Below are 19,963 nucleotides of genomic sequence, written 5' to 3'. Positions count from 1 at the left end.
ATAGTCCATAGTCTAGTGCACTATAATTATAGTCTAGTAAAGAATAAAATTCCCCTATTTAATCTAGTCAAGCTTTAAAATTATTGATAGTTTAAAAACTTATTGGTAAAAGAGAGTAAAGATTTATGCAAAATTATAATCGATTAGTAGCAAAAAATAAAAAAAAAAGTAACAAAAAAAAATACATATTTACTTTTATTTTTTTATTCACAGGAGTAGTTGGCGCAAGCTATTGGATAAACCGTACTTTTAATGTAGCAACTATTGGTGTAAACAACACTGCCTTTTTACACACTTCTTACAAAAAAAAAGCAATAACTAATTTAACAAAGAAAACAGTACAAAATAGAAAACTATCGTCAGCAGGAGCTATATTGAATTTAAATGTAGAAAAATTAGTGTTAGACAACGGGCTAACAGTATTGCTGTATGAAGATCACACAACCCCCACTTTATTAACTTATATACAGTGGGTAAAGGTGGGCTCTCGTTATGAGCCTAAGGGACAAACGGGTTATGCGCATTTTTTTGAACACCTGTTATTTAAAGGCACAAAAAATATTAGCTCCGAAGAGTTAGAAATTACCACATCTATATTAGGCGGAAGAAATAATGCATTTACCAATTATGATTCTACCGTTTATTATATGGATTTATCTAGTGCGCAACTAGAATGGGCTGTTCGTTTTGAAGCAGAAAGAATGGAAAAGTTGATATTGTTTGACCCTGCTAAAAGAGCTCAAGCAGAAGCTTTAATTAATAGCGAAAGAGGTGCGGTTACTGATGAAAAGCTTCGAGGAGAAAGTAGTATTGGAGCCTTAATGTTTCAATCTTTGTTAAAGGTTGTGTACAAAGGTTCAGGCTATGGTCACTCTATTATTGGCAGCATGAAGGATATTAACAAATCCACCGTGGAGGATTTTCAAGCATTTTATACAAAATACTATAGCCCTAACAACATTGTTGTTGCTATCGGCGGAGATTTTAACTCTGCACAGGCAAAAAAATGGATTAAACAATATTATGGGCATATACCAAAAAATAAAATTAATAGTCCTTCTTTTGTAGAGCCACAATTGGTAAAAAACACAAATATCTTTTTTAAAGATATTCAAAAAGAAAAGCAATTAAACAATAATAAATATAAATTAAAAACCGTTTTACAGTCACAGTTTGTTATGAGTTACCCAGGGGTTTTTATAAGTCATAATGACAAGCCTGCATTAGATCTTTTAATGAGTATTTTATCTGGCGGTCCTGCGGCTAGATTAGATAAAACCATAGATGTTCAAAAAAATTTAGTTAGTAGCATTTATGCTGGAAATTACCCCTTAGATAAAGCGGGTATTTTATATTTTGGAGCTAATATTTTGCCAAAATCTTCTGTTAAAGAAGTTTTGAGTATTATTGAAAAAGAAATTAAAAATTTGCAAGTTAATGGTGTTTCTGAGGAAGAATTAACCATTTCTAAAAACCGACTACAGATGGAAGAAGTGGAGGGGTTAAAAACCGTACACAATAAAACAATGGGTCTGATTACTGCCGAAGTGCTTGAAGGCAATTATCAACATTTTTTTACACAATTAGATAAATACAATTTAGTAACGGTAAAAGATATTCAAAAAGTTGCAAAAAAATATTTACAATTAAGTAAAAGAGTTTTAGTGCAAGCCTTAACCAGTGATGAGCGAGTAGCAAATCATAAAGACGGGCAGCTTTAAATACAGTAGGGTTAACTAAATAATAAGAAAAGGTTTGATTATGCTAAAAAAAATACTAATATTAAGCTTGGCTTTATATTTTTCTTCTTGTTCGAACAAAACAAGCTTAGTACAAAATAAATCCAAAGGCTCTTCTATGTTGCTAGAAAAAATTATTACCGAGATTAAACAAAAATCTAGCAAAATAAATTATAAATTACCTCCTCACGAAGTGGTAACTTTAGATAATCAACTACAAGTTATTTTTATGAAAGATGACTTACCCTATATTCACTTTAACTTGCGGTTAAATGCCGGAAAACGATTTGACTCCATAGCGGGTACTAGCGAAGCCGTTGCAGGCTTATTAGACAAAGGAACTACCTCCTTAAGCCGAGAAGCCATTTTAAATAATTTAGATAAATTGGGCGCATCTTTTTTAGCGAATGCAGACCAAGAATTTTCTTGGGTTCAATCCTCCGGGCTTGCAAAAAATGGTATAGAATTAATGCGCTTATACTGGAACTTACTAAGTGACTCTATTTTTTTAGATTCAGAATGGCAAAAAGAAAAAAAAATTTTTTTAGCAGAATTAGAGCGATTACCTAATGTTCCAAACAATTTTTTGCAAACTGTATTTGAAGACTTTTCTTATAAAGGGGCTGTGTACAAAAGCGAGTCTAGACAAAGTATTAAATCTTTAACAAGTACGCACTTAAAAGAGTTTTATCACAAACATTATCAACCTGCATCAGCTAGCTTATTAGTTTTAGGGCAGTATAGCGAAGAATTAAAACAAGCAGTGATTAAAAAGTTTTCTACTTGGAAGACTAAAGGTGTTCCTCGGTCTGTGTTAACAGAAAACCAAAACACTTTTAGCTCGCCTGTAACTTTAGTTAATAAGGGCGACTCTACGCAGGCCAATGTTATTATTGGTATGCCCGTAAATTTATTTTCGGGGCACCCAGATAGTTTGGCGGTAAGATTAGCCAATTTTAGTTTAGGTGCAGGGGGCTTTAATTCTAGATTAATGGATAGAGTAAGAAAAAAAGAAGGGCTTACTTATGGCATCTATTCTTATTTTTCTTTTTTAAAAGAGCTAGGAACTTTTCAGATAGTTTCTAGTACTAACCAAGGAAGTTTGGGAAAATTATTAAACGTTACCTTTGAAGAAATCACTAATTTTTATAATAACGGAGTTAGTCAGGCAGAGTTAGATTTTGCAAAATTGTATTATAGTAATAGTTTATTTAGTTCTTTAGAAAAAAAAGAAAATTTAATGGAATCTTATTTAAGTTTATCTGGTATTGGTAAAAACCCTGTAGAGCATTTTGAAACTTTTGCCAACAGAGTTCGGTCAGTAAGTTTAGCAGAAGTAAATAAAGTTATTAAAAAATACTTTAACCCAAATAGCATGAAAATTTTTGTTTTAGCTAATAAAGATTCTAAAGGGGGAGAAGCTAATCCTAAAAATAAAAGTGAGTTTACAATAACAGAACAGATAAATTCTTTTTCTAAAAATTTTCCTTCCCATAAAGGCATGAAGATAATAGATTATAAAGGCATTTCTTACTAACGAGTACTAATGAGTACTAACGAGGAACATTTATGTATAAAATAATAGTTGTCATTTTATTATTTTCTTTTACTGCGCAGGCAAAAATTTTTCGCAATTCTTATGTCAGTTTTGAATTGAGTAAAAAGTGGAGTTGTAAGTTAGAAAACACATCTTGGGTTTGTACTAATTCTTCTAAAAGTAGAGGGGTTAATACAGCTATTATTATTTTAACTGCAAAAGAGAAGGGGCCTACAGATTCTTTAAGTTTGTATGAAACTTATTTAGGAAAGCCAGTAACTATAAAAACGACTTCTGGCCCTAAGGTGTCTAAAATTTTAAATGTTTCGCAGCGAAAAATTAATCATCATTTATGGATAGACTCCTTGCACCAAGGTAGTGAGTCTTTAAATTTTTGGACGAGGTATTTAGCTACCACTCATGGAAACATTGCCATTTTAGTAACTTTTAGTTCACACAAAAATTTTTACACTAAATATAGTAATGGATTTATTAAATCCATTCAAAGTTTACGGTTAGTAAATCAAGGAAGCAGTAAATTTAGGCCTGGCGAGCTTAGAGGGGTTAATGAAAGCTTAGGGGCTCCTGTAGCAGAACTATTATCCAATAACATTAATATCCCTAATGAGCCTGTATTGCAAAAAAAGAAAAATACTAAAGGTAAAATAATAGGGTTATTATTTTTATTATGTGCAGCTATTTTAGTTTGGTACAAAAAGCGTAAGTTTTAAATTACTGCGTTAAAGCATTCCATGCATTTAATGTACGGCTAGATTTTACTTCTAAAGACAAATTTTTTGAAAAAGTACCAGAGTTAAGTAAAATATTTTTTACCTCTAATGCACTTAGGTTTGGCTTATGACTTCTAATTAAGGCCGCGATGCCACTGGTAATTGCAGCCGCTTGTGAGGTTCCGTTATTACTGGCTAATAAAATTTTTTGGTTATTACCCATAAAGGTAGAAAGAAGAGGCTTATTAACACTTCCTCCCGGAGCCATTACATCCACTTTGTGATTAGAATAGTTAGAGTAACTGGCGCGTTTAAAATTTTCATTATAGGCTGCAACCTTTACCCAATTGGGATAGTTAAATTGAGAAAAGAAATGTTGATACTCTGGGTTATCTAAATCTTGGCTGTGATTGCCTGCAGCCTGCACTACTAAAATATCTTGCTCTAGCAATTGATCCAAAACTTGTATTAATTCTTTTCTTAAAGCCTTTGTTATGTTTACTTCTTGTTTAGCAAAGACTAAAGATAAATTTATAATATGAACGCGATTTTTTAAACTAATTTTTAGTGCGTTAATAATGTGCTCGGTATTTTTTGGGTTAATTTTTATAGTTAGTACTTTTGCTTCTGGAGCTACTCCAAAAGCAGAGGAGATAAAGCCCGCCATTTGGCTACCATGCCCTTGTTCGTCAAAAGCAAAAGAGTCTGCAAACTCAAAGTCATAAGGCCCTTTAAAAGAATTATCTTTAGAGGTAATAATTTGTTCTTTGAGATAGGGGTGTAAGTAGTTTACTCCGGTATCAATAAGGGCCACTTTAATGCCCTTACCGGTGCTAATTGTCCAAGCCTTTGGCGCATCAATTTGTTGTAAATGATAAAGTTCTTTTAGCGAGGGGAGTGTATCGCAGTAAGGTTTTTTTTTCTGTAAAGGTAGTGTTTGATAACAGGTAAAAGCTTTTTGAAATTTTTTTTCTGTAGTGACAGCATAATCGGGATTATCTGTAACATAAAATGAGCTGACCTTAGAAATTGAGCAATTTGTTTCTGTATTTTTTTGAATAAAAAACAAGCGATGTTCTCCCAATTCTTTTGGGTAAAGATTTATACTAGTAACATCTTGTTCTACAATAGAATATTTAGGTAATTGTAAATTGTAAAACAACACCCAGTTATAGGAATTTTGGAAGGATTCTTTTTTATTAAAGGGTGTAAAAAATTGATAATTTAAAGCAGCACCTTTTTGTAAAATCTTTGAGTGGAAAGGATTGCTTTCAAAAGCACTTTTATTTAACACATAATCTATGTTGCCTAGGTTTTCTGCCTCATAATTATGTTTATAAAAATTTTGAACATGTAGGTGCTTACCTTTTAGGTTATGGCAACCTAAGGTTTGTAATGTATTTTGTAAGTAAAAAGGATAGTCGTTTATTGTGTTTGCATAAGTGTTGTTAATAAACCCACCGATATATATACAAAGAAATAAAAAAATAGCTTTCATTACCTATAGTTAGCTAAAAATTATATAGAGATAAAGGGAATACTGTTTTTTTATATTTTTTACATAGTAAATAGGTAGTCAAAATGAATTTACAAACAGTAGGACTCCTCTTTATAAAGAAAGTTTTGCTTTTTTATAAAAAAAGTTTATACTCAAAGAGATGAATGGGCCTTTGAACTTACAGCATTTAGTTACTTTTTGTACCGTCTTAACAGAGGGTAGCATGACCGCTGCTGGCAATAAATTATCTTTAACTCAACCTGCAGTTAGCCAACAAATTAAGAGTTTAGAACAACAATTGGGTGTCCGCCTGCTAGAAAGAGGTAGTAAGATGGTTAGCCCTACTGTGCAGGCTCAATTATTATTTGATTATGCAAAACAAATTTTAAATTTAAGTCATCAGGCAAAAGCGGCTATGAAAACCGTTAGTGGTAATATGTCGGGAGACCTCCGCATTGCTACTATAAACTCTTTGGGTTTGTACTTGGTAAGCCCTATCATTGGTCTTTTGTTAAGAAATAATCCAAAGTTAAAAATTAATTTAATGTATGGGTCTTATAACCAAGTGGTAAACTCTATGAGAAATGGTGATGTAGATGTTAGTATTTTGCCTGATTTAAGAGCGGAAGCCGGTTTTGAGTTAAGCCAATTTCAATCGCAATTTTTGATTGAAGATGACATTTGGTTAGTGGGTTCTGGAAAGGAATCAATGACTAAAGGAGCCATAGAGGTAGCAGAACTATCTAGTCGCCCCATGGTTGTGTTTTCTGATTTGTACCCTCAATTTAAAGTTCAATTAAATAAACAGTTAAAATCTGCTCAACTACAGTTAAATTCTGTTTTTACTTCTGACAATGTGGGAACTTTAAAAAAAGTGATTGAGTCCAATATGGGCTGGGGTTTTTTGCCCTCGCACTCTATTAAAAAGCAAGTAAGAACCAGAAGGTTAAATCATATTTTAGTGAAGTCTTTAGATTATTCTACTAAGCTGTATATGTATCATAGCGTAGACAACCCTAATAAAGAGGCTTTGAAAGTACTTTATTTAGCCCTTAAGCATCAAGCCACTAGCGAATAACTATTTTTGTGGTTGTATTCCCAAGAAAATACTTTTATTCTATCGTTTAACAACAGACCCTAGGGGGTAAAATGAAAATTTGGCTTTTTTCTATTTTATTATTTTTTTCTATTGATGCTTTTGCTAAAAAAGCAGAAATATACACTAGTTTTTTTTCTAATGTAGCTGTTGGAGGCTATGATACGGTATCTTACTTTTCTAAAAATAAACCAGTTAAGGGAAACAAAAAATACCAAACAAAATATAATGGTGTGGTTTGGCATTTTTCTAATGCCAACAATTTAAAAAAGTTTAAAGTAAATCCTAAAAAGTATGCTCCTCAGTACGGTGGTTATTGTGCTTGGGCTGTTGCTAAAAATAAAACTGCAAAAGGAGACCCTTTGCAGTGGCATATTTATAATAATAAATTATATTTAAACTACGATAAAAGAATTAAAGATAAATGGTTAGTAAACAAAAAAGAGTTTATTAAAAAAGCAAATAAAAATTTTCCAAGTGTTTTGGACTCTTATTAGTAGTATTGGTAAATGAAATAGAACACTATTGGTAAATGAAATAGAACACTATTGCTAAATAAAAAATGTTTAAAACTTTTAAGCTTTAAACATTAAAAAGAAATTATTAAGGTTTAACTTTTGCTATAAAGTTTTTGTTATGTCTGCTCTATTTACTTTAAAAAAACTAGAAGATGTAAATCAGCTCCGTAATATTGGCGTAATGGCTCATATTGACGCGGGAAAAACCACCATAACCGAAAGAATTTTATATTATTCTGGTCGCAGCCATAAAATCGGAGAAGTGCATGATGGTAACGCCATTATGGATTGGATGGAGCAAGAACAAGAGCGAGGCATTACTATTACCTCTGCAGCCACTTCTTTATTTTGGAAAAATAAATGGATTAATATCATTGATACCCCAGGGCATGTGGATTTTACTATTGAGGTAGAAAGGTCTTTAAGAGTTTTAGATGGTGGAGTGGTAGTATTTGATGGCGTAAATGGGGTAGAGGCACAATCAGAAACGGTTTGGCGGCAAGCCAATCGTTACAAAGTACCAAGAATTTGTTTTATTAATAAAATGGACAGGGTGGGTTCTAATTATTTATCTAGCATTGCCTCTATTGAAAAAAAATTAAAAGCAAAGGCTTTAGCTTTACATATTCCCATTGGTAAAGAGTCCGAATTTAAAGGCTTTTATGATATGGTTTCTGAAAAAATACTACTTTGGAAGAGTGAGGAGTTAGGTAAAGAATATAAGGCTTACTCCATAGAAGAAGTAAGAGATTCTTCTACACACTATGGGTTGTCGGATTTGGAACTAAAGGAATTAGAATCACAGGTTAGTGACTCACGCAACAATCTATTAGAAAGCTTATCGGATTTTGATGAAGATTTTATGGAAAAATTTTTAACAGAAGGAGTTTTTTCTGAAGAAGATATTAAGGCATTAATACGCAAATTAACTTGTGAGCAAAAAATTTTTCCAGTGTTATGCGGTTCTGCCTTTAAAAATAAAGGCATACAAACTTTATTAGATGCTATTATCGATTATTTGCCTAGCCCTTTAGATGTACCGCCAGCGCAATCTTTTTCTTTACGCAGTTTACAAAAAAAAGAAGATAAGCCCGAAGTAGTTTTAGTTCATACCGATTTTAAAACACCCACAGTGGCTTTAGTATTTAAGTTAGCTAAAGATAGTTTTTCAGGATACTTAACTTATGTTCGTGTTTATTCAGGAAGTTTAAAAGAGGGGCAAAGTGTATTTAATCCTCGTACTCAAAAAAAAGAAAAAATTAATAAAATTGTAAAAATGCACTCTAATTCTCGGCAAGAGTTAAAAGAATTAAAGGCGGGAGATATTGGGGCGGTTATTGGTTTAAAATTTAGTAGCACAGGAGATACTTTGTGCGAAATAACTAAGCCCGTGGTTTTGGAATCTATCATGCTTCCGTTACCTGTAATTTCTGTGGCCATTGAGGCAAAAAGCACAGCAGATCAAAAAAAAATGCTAGAAGCCTTAGAGCAATTACAAAAAGAAGACCCTTCTTGTCAAGTTAAAACCCATACAGAAACTTCTCAATTATTACTTTATGGAATGGGGGAGTTGCATTTAGAAATTTTAATAGATCGGTTATTAAGAGAATACAAAATTAAAGTTACCTCGGGAGTTCCTCAAGTTTCTTTTAGAGAAGGTATTACAAAAACTTCCACAGGGGAGGCTATTTTTGAAAAAGAAATTGCAGAAAAACTACATTATTCCAAAGTAAAATTAGAAATTAGTGTAAATAAAAAAAACGGCCCTTTATTTATTGATTTATCAGCGGTATCTAAAAATCTTTCTACAGAATTTTTAGAAAATTTAGAAAATGGATTAAAAGAGGCTGCTGGGGCAGGTTTACTAGCTAGTTATTCTTTAGTAGGAGTAAATGTTCGTGTTATTGAAGTAAAAATTACAGAAGATAGCTCGGCAATGGCAGTAAAAGTGGCCAGTAGCTTAGCTTTAAGAGAGGCTTTAAAAAATAATGAATCTGTATTAATGGAGCCTATTTTTAAATTAGAAGTTCGTAGTCCTGCAGAGTTTATGGGAGCTATTATTGGTGATTTAAATTCTCGTAGAGGGAAAATTCAAAACACAGAAATGCAAGAGGATTTTAGTTTTGTAACCGCAGAAGTTCCTTTATATCATTTGTTTGGATATGCTACTCAAATTCGATCTTTAAGCCAAGGCAGAGCTTCTTTTTCGATGGAGTTTTTAGATTACAACACGGTTCCTGAAAAATTGGTAAATAACTTTTTAGGAAGAAAATAGAATTCCGATTTTACCGAGCTGAGGTTTATATATGAAAATTATTTCTTGGAATGTTAATGGTATTCGTGCGTGTGAAAAAAAAGGTTTTTTAAAATTTTTAAAAAAAGAAAATCCTGATTTTTTATGCATTCAAGAAAGCAAAGCACATGAAGACCAGCTTAGCACAGAGTTATTATCTCCAACATGGAGTAAAGAAATTTTAGCAAAAGCCGACTACCAATCCATTTGGTCTTCTGCCGAGCGAAAAGGTTATTCTGGAGTAGCTAGTTATATTCGGTCCGATTTAGCTTGTAATGTTAAAACCACATTTGGCATTGGAATTAAAAAATTTGATACAGAGGGCCGTTTTATTATTCATGAATACACGAAAAATAATAAAAAATTTTTATTATATAATGTTTATTTTCCCAATGGAGCAGCTTCTGAAGAGCGGCACAATTTTAAACAAGAATTTTTAAAAAAATTTTTAAAGCATTTGAAAAAAAAGATGCAAGAAAATTTACAAATTATTGTGGTGGGGGATTATAATATTGCTCATAAAGCTATAGATATTCATGACCCTGTTCGCTTAGCAGAAACTAGTGGTTTTTTGCCAGAAGAAAGGCAGTGGTTTGATACTTTTTTAGCTTCAGGATTTGTGGATTCTTATCGTAGTATATATCCGCAAAAAAAAGACAAATACAGTTGGTGGTCTTATCGTAGTTTGGCCCGACAAAATAATAAAGGATGGAGATTAGATTATATTTGCAGTACAAAAAAGCTAGCTAGTAAAATTAAAAAAGTAGATATTTTAAATAAGCAATTGGGTTCGGATCATTGCCCTGTGCTTTGTGAGTGGGATTAGTAAATTAAAAAGTATTTGTAATGTGTAAATTAATAAATTAGTTTAAAGCCATTTATTATGAGTAATAATAATTTAAAATCATTAAAGCCAGGGGCTTTTATATATTTGATGGGCATTTGTGGCACGGCTATGGCTAGTCTTGCAGGCCTTTTACAGGGGCAAGGATTTGTTGTTGGAGGTAGTGACTCGGCGGCTTACCCTCCCATGTCTGATCAGTTGGCCAATTTAGAAATTACTGTTAAAACTCCTTATTCTTCTAGTAATTTAAACCCAAGGCCAGATTTAATTATTGTGGGCAATGTTATTAGCAAACATTTTGAAGAAGCTGTAGAAATGGAGCGACTAAAAATACCTTATATCAGTTTGCCTCAAGCTATATCTGCTTTTTTTATAAAAGAGAAAAAGAGTGTTATTGTGGCTGGTACTCATGGCAAAACCACTACCACTGCTTTAATGTCGTGGGTTTTTGAATCTTGCAATTTAAGTCCTAGTTTTTTAATAGGAGGTGTTGCAAAAAATTTTAGCCAATCTTTTTTAGAACAATCTGGCGAGCATTTTATTATAGAGGGAGATGAATACGACACGGCTTTTTTTGATAAAGGGCCTAAGTTTTTACACTATAAACCACATTTTGTAATTTTAACAGGAATTGAATTTGATCATGCAGATATTTATGACAACTTAGATCAAGTGTTAAGTGCCTTTAAAAAATTAGTAGAGCTTATTCCTAAAGAAGGCTTATTAATAGTTAACAGTGATGATAAAAATATTAAAACACTGTTAGACTCTGCAAAAATTAATTCTAAAATTATTGGCTTTGGTTTTAATAAAATGGACATTCAACCCCCTTTTTCTAATCATTATGTAGTTACCGAGTATAGTTATACTAATACTTTTCAAAACATTTTAGTCAAAGATAGTAGTACGAATAAAGAAGTAAACTTGCAATCCACTTTATTTGGCAAGCACAATATATTAAACAACTTAGCGGTATGGGTTTTGTTTTCGGAGTGGATAAAATATTCTACACAGCAGTTGTCTAATGAAAAAGTATTAACTGCCTTGCAAAGTTTTAAGGGAGTAAAAAGAAGGCAAGATTTGTTTTTTCAAAGCAGAGGAATTCGTTTTATAGAAGATTTTGCTCATCATCCCACGGCCGTAAGCTTAACTTTAGACGCTATTAAAAATCAATACTTTTCTTCAAGTAGTAAGGACTCTGCAAGGGGTCGGGTGTTTGCCATTTTTGAGCCTCGTTCGGCGACATCTAGGCGCGATGTTTTTCAAAAGGCTTTTGTTAAAGCCTTTGATAAGGCCGATCAAGTTATTATTGCAAAGGCTTATTATCAAGATAAAATTATACAAACCCAAAGGTTTTCTTCTCAACAGTTAGTGGAGGATATTAATGCTTTTAGTAAATGTACACCTCCCAAGGCACAGTGTATTGATTTGGCGAGTGAAATTGTTTCTTTTTTACAAAAGCATTTACGGGCTGGAGATGTGGTGGTTATTATGAGCAATGGTAGCTTTGATGGTATTTATCAAAAAATAAAAGAAAAATTTTCAAAGGTAATAGCATGACTCCGTTAATGAAACAGTACTGGGATATAAAATCACAACATAAAGATAAAATTTTACTATTTAGAATGGGAGATTTCTTTGAACTTTTTCATGAAGATGCCAAAGTCGCTGCACCCTTATTAAATATTCGTTTAACTTATAGAAATAAAAAATCCACAGAAAAAACTCCCATGTGTGGTTTTCCTCACCATAGTTTAAAATTGCCCATAGCGACACTGTTATCCCAAGGCTATAAAGTAGCGATTTGCGATCAAGTGGAAGAAGCAAGCGAAGCAAAAATTTTAGTAAAAAGAGAGGTAACCCATATTCTTAGCCCAGGAATGGTTTATGACCCAGACACTTTAGATGCATTGTCGCAATACTTTATAGCTGCCTATGATGAAAGTAGTGTTGCTTTTTTAGATTTATCTACAGGAGAAGCTTTTTACTATATAATAAATACCGAGGAAGAAGCTTTAGCTTTACTACATTTGTTAAAGCCTGTGGAGTTGGTGGTAACCGCTCAGCAAAGAGCCTATTGGTTAAATAAAAATAAAAACTTTCATCTTTCTGTTCACTCAAAAAAGCCAGAAGAAGTTATAAAAAATACTAAAAATCCACCCATCATTTACGAAGCTTCTGCGGTTAATTTTTTATTATCTTATATACATACTGTTAAACCAAATATTACCCACACTCAGGCATTTAAAAAAAGAAGTTTAAAAAATAGTTTTACGATTTCTGACCAAAGTTTATATAATTTAGAAGTATTTAAAAACTATGAAGGACAAAATAAAGGAAGTTTATTTTCTGTTATTAATAAAACGCGCACCGCAGGAGGAGCTCGCCTATTAAAAGATTATTTAAAGTTTCCGTTAACAGATAAAGCGAAAATTATAAGTAGACAAAATAAAATAAAATATTGGGTACAGCAAACCTTAGAGTTAAAGGCGGTACGGCAACACTTATCATTAGTGGGCGATATACAAAGAAGTTTATTAAAGTTATCGTATCCTTCTTGTCATCCTCGAGATATTTTATTTTTATCTAAATCTTTAAAAGCGGCTGCAGAGGTGTATGATTTACTTAGCGATGAAGATAAAAAATATTTACCTCAAGAAATTATTATAGCCGCTTTTAAAATTAGTGAGCAAGTAGATAACACTTTGGTAGCCGACCCTCCCAGTGCATTAAAAAATGGTGGCTTTATTAAACCCTATGCTAATGCGCAATTAGATGAATTAAGAAGTTCTTCTCAAGAAGGGGATAGTTATTTACAAAATTTAGCAGAAACAGAACGAGAGCGTACGGGAATCTCTTCTTTAAAAATTTCTTATAGTCCTGTGTTTGGTTTTTATATAGAGGTAACTAATACGCATAAAGATAAAGTTCCCTTAGAATACAAGGCAAAACAAAGTTTAAAACAGGCTACTCGTTATGGGTATGCGCCTTTAGATAAGGTAGCAGATAAATTATTGTTAGCTAAACAAAAAACTTTATCTTTAGAATATGAATGTTTAAATGATTTAAAAAAAGAAGTGTCTCAATATTTTTCGGACTTTTTATTATTGTCTCGTTTTATAAACGAAACCGATGTATTGTCTTCTTTGTCGTGGCTAGCTTTAGAAAACAATTATATATGTCCAGAGTTTACAGAAAATCACCTTAGTTTATTGGCTAGTCGCCACCCTGTTTTAGAGCAGTTACAAAACTTTACAGCCAATGATATTCATTTAAAACAAGGTTGCGGTATTGTGTTAACAGGGCCTAATATGGCTGGTAAAAGCACTATAATGCGTCAAGTGGCCTTAAGTGTATTGTTGTGTCAAATAGGTTCGTTTGTTCCTGCAAGACAGGCGCAGCTATGTTTATTTGATGGTATTTATACTAGAATTGGCGCTAGTGATATTTTATCCGAAGGGGTATCTACTTTTATGTTAGAAATGCAAGAAACAGCAAGTATTTTAAAAACCGCAAGCACTCAATCTTTAGTGGTGTTAGATGAAATAGGAAGGGGCACAAGCACTTACGATGGTTTAAGTTTAGCTCAAGCTATATTAGAATATTTTTTATCAAAAACAAAAGCCACTTTATTATTTTCCACCCATTACCACGAAATTGCTAGTTTAGAAAGTCGATACTCTAATATGGAAAATCAACATATGGCAGTAAAAGAAAATACACAAAAAGATAATAGTATAGAATTTTTATATACCTTAACTAAGGGTTCGGCTAATAAATCCTATGGATTGTATGTAGCCAAACTTGCAGGACTGCCCACCGATTTATTAAATAGAGCAAAAGATATTTTGCATCAACTAGAAGCTTAAGTATTAACTTACTTAATCTTCGCTAACTAAAGAAATACCTGCGCTAACTTACTTAAGCTTTGCTAACTAAAGAGATATCTGCGCTAACTTACTTAATCTTCGCTAACTAAAGAAATATCTGCGCTATCTGGAAAAATCTCTGTTAAATATTTTTTGCATAATTGTGCATCAAAATCTTTTGGTAAAAAAATACGCAAACTTTCTTTGTTTTGTTTTTCCCAAACAGTAAAAATATTTTTAATCCAAGCGACTTTTTCAGAGGGTTTATAATGGACTTGCATAATAGCCGTACAAGGCAGTAGTCGGTGATTGTAAAGCATAAATAGGGGTTTATTGCTGTTTTTGCTTAATTGAAATTGTGTAAAGTAATCTAGCTGTTTGATTACCGAGGTTCCGTTGTCATGAGGGCTGACCCAAATATTAGCGCCTAAAGAAAAGGCACTGCTAAGATGAATTTCACGAATCATTATGCAACCTCATCTAAAATTCCATTAATAAAAGAAGAAGACTTTGCTGATGAATATTTTTTAGCAACCTCTAGTGCTTCATTAATAATTACCGCTTTATCTGTGTTTTCTTTAGAAAATTTTAACTCAAAAATAGCAATACTTAAAATGTACAAATCCACTTTGGCTATGCGGTCTAGCTTCCAATTTTTAGATGTACTTTCAATGAGCTTTAAAATCTCCTGTTTATTTGCGTCTACCCCTAAAATGATGTTGGTGGCATAAGGCCAAGTGTTTTCAGGAAAGCTAAAGGCGGTTTTAAAGTCTTGAAAAGACTGTGGCAAAGCCATTTTGGTAAAATCTATTTGGTGTAAAAACTGTAAAGCTAACTCTCTGGATTGTCTGCGTAAGCTAGTAGAAGGCATAAGGCATAAACTAGTTTTGCAGTATATTTGTCAACGATTAAGTAGCTAAAGGAAGGTAAAAAATAACGCATCGCAAAATGCTTATTTTCCATTAAGGATTGTTTAACAATTCTGGCTGGACTGAACCTAAGTTTAGGGTGATAATAAAGTAAGGTTATAGGTCGATTTTATACGCTTACTTTTAGTATACAATACACAATGGATTTTTAAAATAAAACGGGAGCCTCACTTGAAAATTAAACACTTAGAATTATATGGCTTTAAATCTTTTAAAGATAAAACGCGAATTACTTTTGATAAAGAAAGAACAGGAATTGTTGGGCCTAATGGCTGTGGCAAGTCTAATGTGGTGGATGCCATTTTATGGGTGATGGGTTCTACCTCTCCAAAAGCTTTGCGTGGCTCGGCAATGTCGGATGTGATTTTTTCTGGAACGCAAAAATACAGCTCTGTAGCTTTGGCCGAAGTGTCCATTACTTTAGGAAATGATGGAGGCCAGTTTCCTGTAAAATATGCAAAACATTCTGAAATTACCGTTACTCGCCGTATCCATCGCTCCTTAGAAACAGAGTATTTAATTAATAAAGAGCAAGTTCGTTTAAAAGATGTGCAAGAAATATTTATGGACACAGGGGCGGGGGCTAAGGGTTTCTCCATTGTAGAACAGGGGCAAATTAGTCGAATGATTTTATCAAAGCCAGAAGAAAGACGCACTTTTATAGAAGAGGTGGCTGGGTTAAGTAAATTTAAAGTAAAAAAACGCGAATCAGAAAGAAAATTAATTCTTACCGATCAAAACTTATTACGCTTACAAGATATTTTATCAGAGCAAAAAAAATCTTTAAGAGCATTAGAGTCGCAAGCTGCTAAGGCAGAAAAATATAAAAAAATTAAAGCACAAATAGAAGAAAAAGATTTATTTAAGCAAGCTTTGCATTATAAAAATATTGAAAACACTATGGCTAAAGACCAAGCCGCTTTAGCAGACATCGAAAAAGAAGAAATGGCTTTTCAAACACAATTAAACACTTTAGAGGTTAACAAAGACGAGCTATCGCTAAATTTATTAAAAAAAGAAAAAAGCATTAATGTTTTGCAACAAGAAGTGTCTGGTGTGCAAAATATTATTCGTGAAAAAGAAATGGCAAGCAAAGATTTAGAGTATGTGTTATCTAGAGAACAAGAGAACAAAGAGCAGTCAGAAAATTTTTTAACAAAATATAAATCGCGCAAAGAAAATTTTTCTAAACAAATTGAAGATATTAGTACAGAAATAGAGCAACTAATAACTGCTAATAAAGAGCAAAGTATCTCTCGACATAAGATAGAAGAGACATTTGATAATGCCAAAATACAGTTAGATACCAAAAAGAAAGATTTTTCTTTAGAGCAAGAAAGTTTGTTGGTTATGGCACAAGAAAACTCTCATTTTTTTAGTCAAAAAGAAATTATAGAAGAAAAATGTAAATGGACTTTATCTAGATTAGATAAATATAAAACAGAAAAACTACAGATAGAAGAGTTGCAAAAGAAAAACAAAGCAGAGCAACAAGGTTTAATTAAAAAGATTGACGAAGAAAACCAAACGAATCTTAATTTATCTCAAGATAAAAATAATATTGATGCTAATTTAAAAATTTTAAAAGAAAAAAACACGCAAGCTCAGAATTTTATTGACCAAAAAAAAGAAGAGTATTTATCAATTAGTAGTAAATTAAAAAGTTTAGAAGATTTATCTTCTAGCTGGGCTGGCTTTCAAAAAGGAGTAAAAAATGTACTTCTTTGGCAAAAACAAACTTTACAACAAGCCGATGGAAGTTTAAGTTTTTCCCCTATTGCAGAGGTTTTAGAAGTTCCCGAAAATTTAGAGAAAGCCGTGTCGGCAGCTTTAGGTCATAAAGAACAATTATTATTATCCTCTAATAAAGAGGAATCTATACAGGCATTAAATTACTTAAAAGAAAGCCAACAAGGGCATTCGCAATTTTTTAATAAAGAGTTTATATCGATGTCTCCGCAGAGCCCTACTTGTGATTTTGATAAAAATTCTTTAATGAAAAAAGAGGGTGTTAAGGGTTTATTAGTAGACTTTATAAAAAGTGATGACAACTACACCGAAGCGGTGAAGCACATTTTTTCTAACACCGTTTTGGTAGAAAATATGGGTTTAGCTTGGAGTTTAATTAAAGATTATCCACAATGCTCTTTTGTTACTAAAGAAGGAGACGCTTTAAATTCGGAAGGAATTTTGTCGGGAGGTTCTGGGCAAAAAGAAGAGTCGAGTTTATTAAGTAGAAATCGCGAAATTAAAGAATTATTAGCGGGAAAAACAGAAGCGCAAGCGAAGCTAACTTTGGCAAAAAAACAGTGGAAAAAAATCAACGAACAAATCGAGCTTTTAGAAAGCTCTTACGAAGATGCTCAAAAAGTACAAGCCGATAAAAAAGATACTTTATTGCACCTAGAAAGAGACAAAAAAGAATTAGAATTAAAATTTAACCACTTTAATGATAAGTTAAATAGTATATACCAAGAAATTAGTATTCTTACTAATCAAGAAAAAGAACAAGCAAGCCAATTAGAAAATTTTAAAGAAAAAAATGGACAATTATCAAAAAAAGTAAAAGAGAAAAAAGAACATTTAGAAGTTTTAGGAAAAGAACTTGTCTTTTTAGAAAAAGACTTTTCTTCTGTTCAAAATGAAAGACAACGCATAACTATTCAGTTTACGCAATTTGAAAAAGAGCATGACGGGTTACTAAAACAAAAAGAACTACTAACGCTTTCTTTACAAGAATTAACTGTCGAGCAAGAGCAAGCAGAAAAGCAAATTGTAAATAATGTTTCTTCAATTAAAGCCTATGAAGAATCTATTAAAGTGCAAAGAGAAGCTTTGTCAGAAAAAATTAAGCACTTAGAGAACTTACAATTGCAATATTCCGAACTAGTAAACAATTATGAAATAGAAAAAAATACTATCGAGGAAAAAGATTCTAAATTAAAATCTTTACGAACTAAACAATTTTCTTGGAAAGATAAAACTCATAATTTAAAATTAAACTTAGAAGCCTATGTTTTACAACAAAATAATTTTGTAGAACAAGTTAAAGAAAAGTATTTAGTCGACTTACCTGTTATTGCACAAGAAAAGGAAGAAGAATTAGTATCTGTATTAAATAACCAAGATATCGATGCAGTTATTAAAAATATCGAATTAGAAATGGAAAAAGCATATTCGCAATTACAGCGCATTGGAGAGGTTAATTTAGTAGCTAGCGAACAGTACGAAAAGCAGCTACAAGAATTTACTTTTTTAGAAAACCAACACCAAGATTTATTATCTGCAAAAGACCAATTAAATAAAGTAGTGGTTAAAATTGATGGTATTTGTAAAGAAAGGTTTCATACTACATTTACTAAAATTAATGATAAATTTACAAAAGTATTTCCTGCTTTATTTGGAGGGGGTTCGGCTAAACTAAGCTTAGTAGTTAACGAAAAAACTGGCGAAGAGGGAGTGGACATTATGGTTAGCCCTCCAGGTAAGAAATTAGAACGCATTCAATTACTATCTGGTGGAGAAAAAGCTTTATCTGCTGTGGCTTTTATTTTTTCTTTATTTTTAGTAAATCCATCGCCATTTTGTTTATTAGACGAGGTGGATGCTCCTTTAGACGAAGCCAATGTTATTCGGTTTAATGATTTAGTTAAAGAAATGTCAAAAAATACACAAATTATCGTTATTACTCATAATAAACAGACCATGAAGAGGTTGGACAAACTTTTTGGTGTGACCATGCAAGAAAAAGGGGTTTCTAAATTATTATCAGTAGATTTTGATAAAATAGAAAAGTGGTCTTAGTATAATGAATATGCAATGGTTGGTGCAACAATGGCCTTTGTTAGTGGCTGTGGTAATTTTGTTGCTTTTCTTTTTTTTATTATACCCAAAAGTAAAAAGCTCTTTTTTTAAAAACAGCAAAGCCACTTTAAAAAAACAATTTACAGCAAAACCTTCCAAAGAAGCTGTGACTTTTAATAAAAATCAAGACCTGTTTTCTATTTTAGAAAAATCACGAAGTTCATGGTCGGATAAGTTAAAAATATTTTCTAGCAAAACACAGGTTTTAAATGATGAAGATATGGAGTCTTTAGAGGAGTTACTTTATGGCAGTGACTTAGGCCCTAAAACCGCTCATTATTTTTTAGAAAAAATTCAAAAAAAAGATAATTTAACTTATCCTGTATTGTTATCCTCTTTAAAATTAGAAATGTTAAATGTGTTAAATTTAGCTTACAGAGATGCAAATACTGTTTGGACGGCTTTAGATGCACCCGAAAGAAAAGACCCAGTAGTTTGGTTAATTTCAGGGGTAAATGGTGCAGGGAAAACCACCTCCATTGGTAAATTGGCTTATATGGCTCATCAAAAAGGCTATAAGGTATTAATGGCTTCTGCAGATACTTTTAGAGCGGCAGCACAAGAACAACTAGTACAGTGGAGTAAGCAAGCGGGTGTATGTATTTTTGCTCCCGAGGATATGAAAGACCCTTCTGCGGTAGCTTATAATGCTTGCCAAAAAGCTAAGGCACAAAATTATGATTTAGTGTTAATTGATACTGCGGGAAGATTGCACACACAATCGAACTTAATGAATGAATTAGAAAAAATTAAAAAAGTAGTAAAAAAATTATTACCACAATCTCCTCAAGAGTCTTTTTTAGTTTTAGATGCTAATTCGGGTCAAAATGCCTGTGTGCAAGCAGAAAACTTTCACCGCAAATTAAATATTACAGGGGTACTTTTAACAAAATTAGATGGCAGTTCTAAGGGTGGAGTAGCAATTAGTTTAGCTAAAGATTTACACTTGCCCGTTTTGTTTTTAGGTATGGGGGAGTCTTTAAAAGACATTCAAGTATTTGCCCCTAAGCAGTTTGTATCTGCATTAATGGGAAACGAGGAGTAA

At 32.3% G+C, this 19,963-nt stretch carries 14 protein-coding genes; 11 read left to right on the top strand and 3 right to left on the bottom strand.

Going from position 1 to position 19,963, the window contains the following annotated elements; all coding sequences use genetic code 11:
- The first annotated feature begins 125 nt into the window (after window positions 1–125).
- Genes HAW63_00715 through HAW63_00705 form a run of 3 tightly spaced genes read left to right on the top strand, consistent with a single transcriptional unit; the run spans window position 126 to window position 4,007 of the window.
- Window positions 126–1,721 carry an insulinase family protein gene (locus HAW63_00715; protein ID MBE8162499.1) on the top strand — a complete coding sequence of 532 codons (1,596 nt, stop codon included), beginning with the start codon at window positions 126–128 and terminating at the stop codon, window positions 1,719–1,721.
- Window positions 1,722–1,761: 40 nt separating this feature from the next.
- Entirely contained in the window at window positions 1,762–3,276 is a 1,515-nt protein-coding gene (locus tag HAW63_00710; GenBank protein ID MBE8162498.1) for an insulinase family protein, read from the top strand.
- Window positions 3,277–3,308: 32 nt separating this feature from the next.
- Entirely contained in the window at window positions 3,309–4,007 is a 699-nt protein-coding gene (locus tag HAW63_00705) for a hypothetical protein (GenBank protein MBE8162497.1), read from the top strand.
- A gap of 1 nt (window position 4,008) precedes the next feature.
- Here the strand turns inward: HAW63_00705 and HAW63_00700 are convergent, their stop codons facing one another.
- The gene (locus HAW63_00700) at window positions 4,009–5,505 is read right to left on the bottom strand and encodes a S8 family serine peptidase (GenBank protein ID MBE8162496.1); all 1,497 of its coding nucleotides are present in this window, start codon (window positions 5,503–5,505) and stop codon (window positions 4,009–4,011) included.
- A 160-nt stretch (window positions 5,506–5,665) separates the two neighbouring features.
- On the opposite strand from HAW63_00700, the gene HAW63_00695 reads away from it, so the two are divergent.
- From HAW63_00695 to mutS, 6 genes are all read left to right on the top strand, one after another.
- Window positions 5,666–6,583: a LysR family transcriptional regulator gene (locus tag HAW63_00695; GenBank protein MBE8162495.1), complete on the top strand. Its 918-nt coding sequence runs from the start codon at window positions 5,666–5,668 to the stop codon at window positions 6,581–6,583.
- A gap of 71 nt (window positions 6,584–6,654) precedes the next feature.
- The gene (locus HAW63_00690) at window positions 6,655–7,098 is read left to right on the top strand and encodes a YHS domain-containing protein (GenBank protein ID MBE8162494.1); all 444 of its coding nucleotides are present in this window, start codon (window positions 6,655–6,657) and stop codon (window positions 7,096–7,098) included.
- A gap of 139 nt (window positions 7,099–7,237) precedes the next feature.
- On the top strand, window positions 7,238–9,394 hold the full coding sequence (fusA, locus tag HAW63_00685; GenBank protein MBE8162493.1) for an elongation factor G: 2,157 nt from the start codon (window positions 7,238–7,240) through the stop codon (window positions 9,392–9,394).
- 31 nt (window positions 9,395–9,425) lie between these two features.
- Window positions 9,426–10,238 (top strand): exodeoxyribonuclease III, encoded by an 813-nt coding sequence (gene xth / locus HAW63_00680; GenBank protein MBE8162492.1) that lies wholly within the window; start codon window positions 9,426–9,428, stop codon window positions 10,236–10,238.
- A gap of 57 nt (window positions 10,239–10,295) precedes the next feature.
- Complete coding sequence (locus HAW63_00675; protein MBE8162491.1) at window positions 10,296–11,816, top strand: UDP-N-acetylmuramate:L-alanyl-gamma-D-glutamyl-meso-diaminopimelate ligase; 1,521 nt, start codon at window positions 10,296–10,298, stop codon at window positions 11,814–11,816.
- The gene (gene mutS / locus HAW63_00670; GenBank protein ID MBE8162490.1) at window positions 11,813–14,125 is read left to right on the top strand and encodes a DNA mismatch repair protein MutS; all 2,313 of its coding nucleotides are present in this window, start codon (window positions 11,813–11,815) and stop codon (window positions 14,123–14,125) included. Before HAW63_00675 ends, mutS begins: the two co-directional genes overlap by 4 nt.
- Window positions 14,126–14,217: 92 nt before the next feature.
- Here mutS and HAW63_00665 read toward each other — a convergent pair whose 3' ends face one another.
- Together HAW63_00665 and nusB are read right to left on the bottom strand one after the other, a co-directional pair.
- Window positions 14,218–14,592, bottom strand: a complete 375-nt coding sequence (locus HAW63_00665) for a hypothetical protein (protein MBE8162489.1) — start codon at window positions 14,590–14,592, stop codon at window positions 14,218–14,220.
- Window positions 14,592–14,996, bottom strand: a complete 405-nt coding sequence (gene nusB / locus HAW63_00660) for a transcription antitermination factor NusB (protein ID MBE8162488.1) — start codon at window positions 14,994–14,996, stop codon at window positions 14,592–14,594. The genes HAW63_00665 and nusB overlap by 1 nt, the downstream gene beginning before the upstream one ends.
- A gap of 229 nt (window positions 14,997–15,225) precedes the next feature.
- On the opposite strand from nusB, the gene smc reads away from it, so the two are divergent.
- On the top strand, window positions 15,226–18,858 hold the full coding sequence (gene smc / locus HAW63_00655) for a chromosome segregation protein SMC (GenBank protein MBE8162487.1): 3,633 nt from the start codon (window positions 15,226–15,228) through the stop codon (window positions 18,856–18,858).
- A gap of 10 nt (window positions 18,859–18,868) precedes the next feature.
- Window positions 18,869–19,963 carry a signal recognition particle-docking protein FtsY gene (gene ftsY, locus HAW63_00650; GenBank protein MBE8162486.1) on the top strand — a complete coding sequence of 365 codons (1,095 nt, stop codon included), beginning with the start codon at window positions 18,869–18,871 and terminating at the stop codon, window positions 19,961–19,963.

This window comes from Pseudobdellovibrionaceae bacterium, from assembly GCA_015163855.1.
In the GTDB taxonomy this organism is placed as follows: domain Bacteria; phylum Bdellovibrionota; class Bdellovibrionia; order Bdellovibrionales; family UBA1609; genus JAAOIH01.
This window is presented reverse-complemented; position numbering and strand designations above follow the sequence as displayed.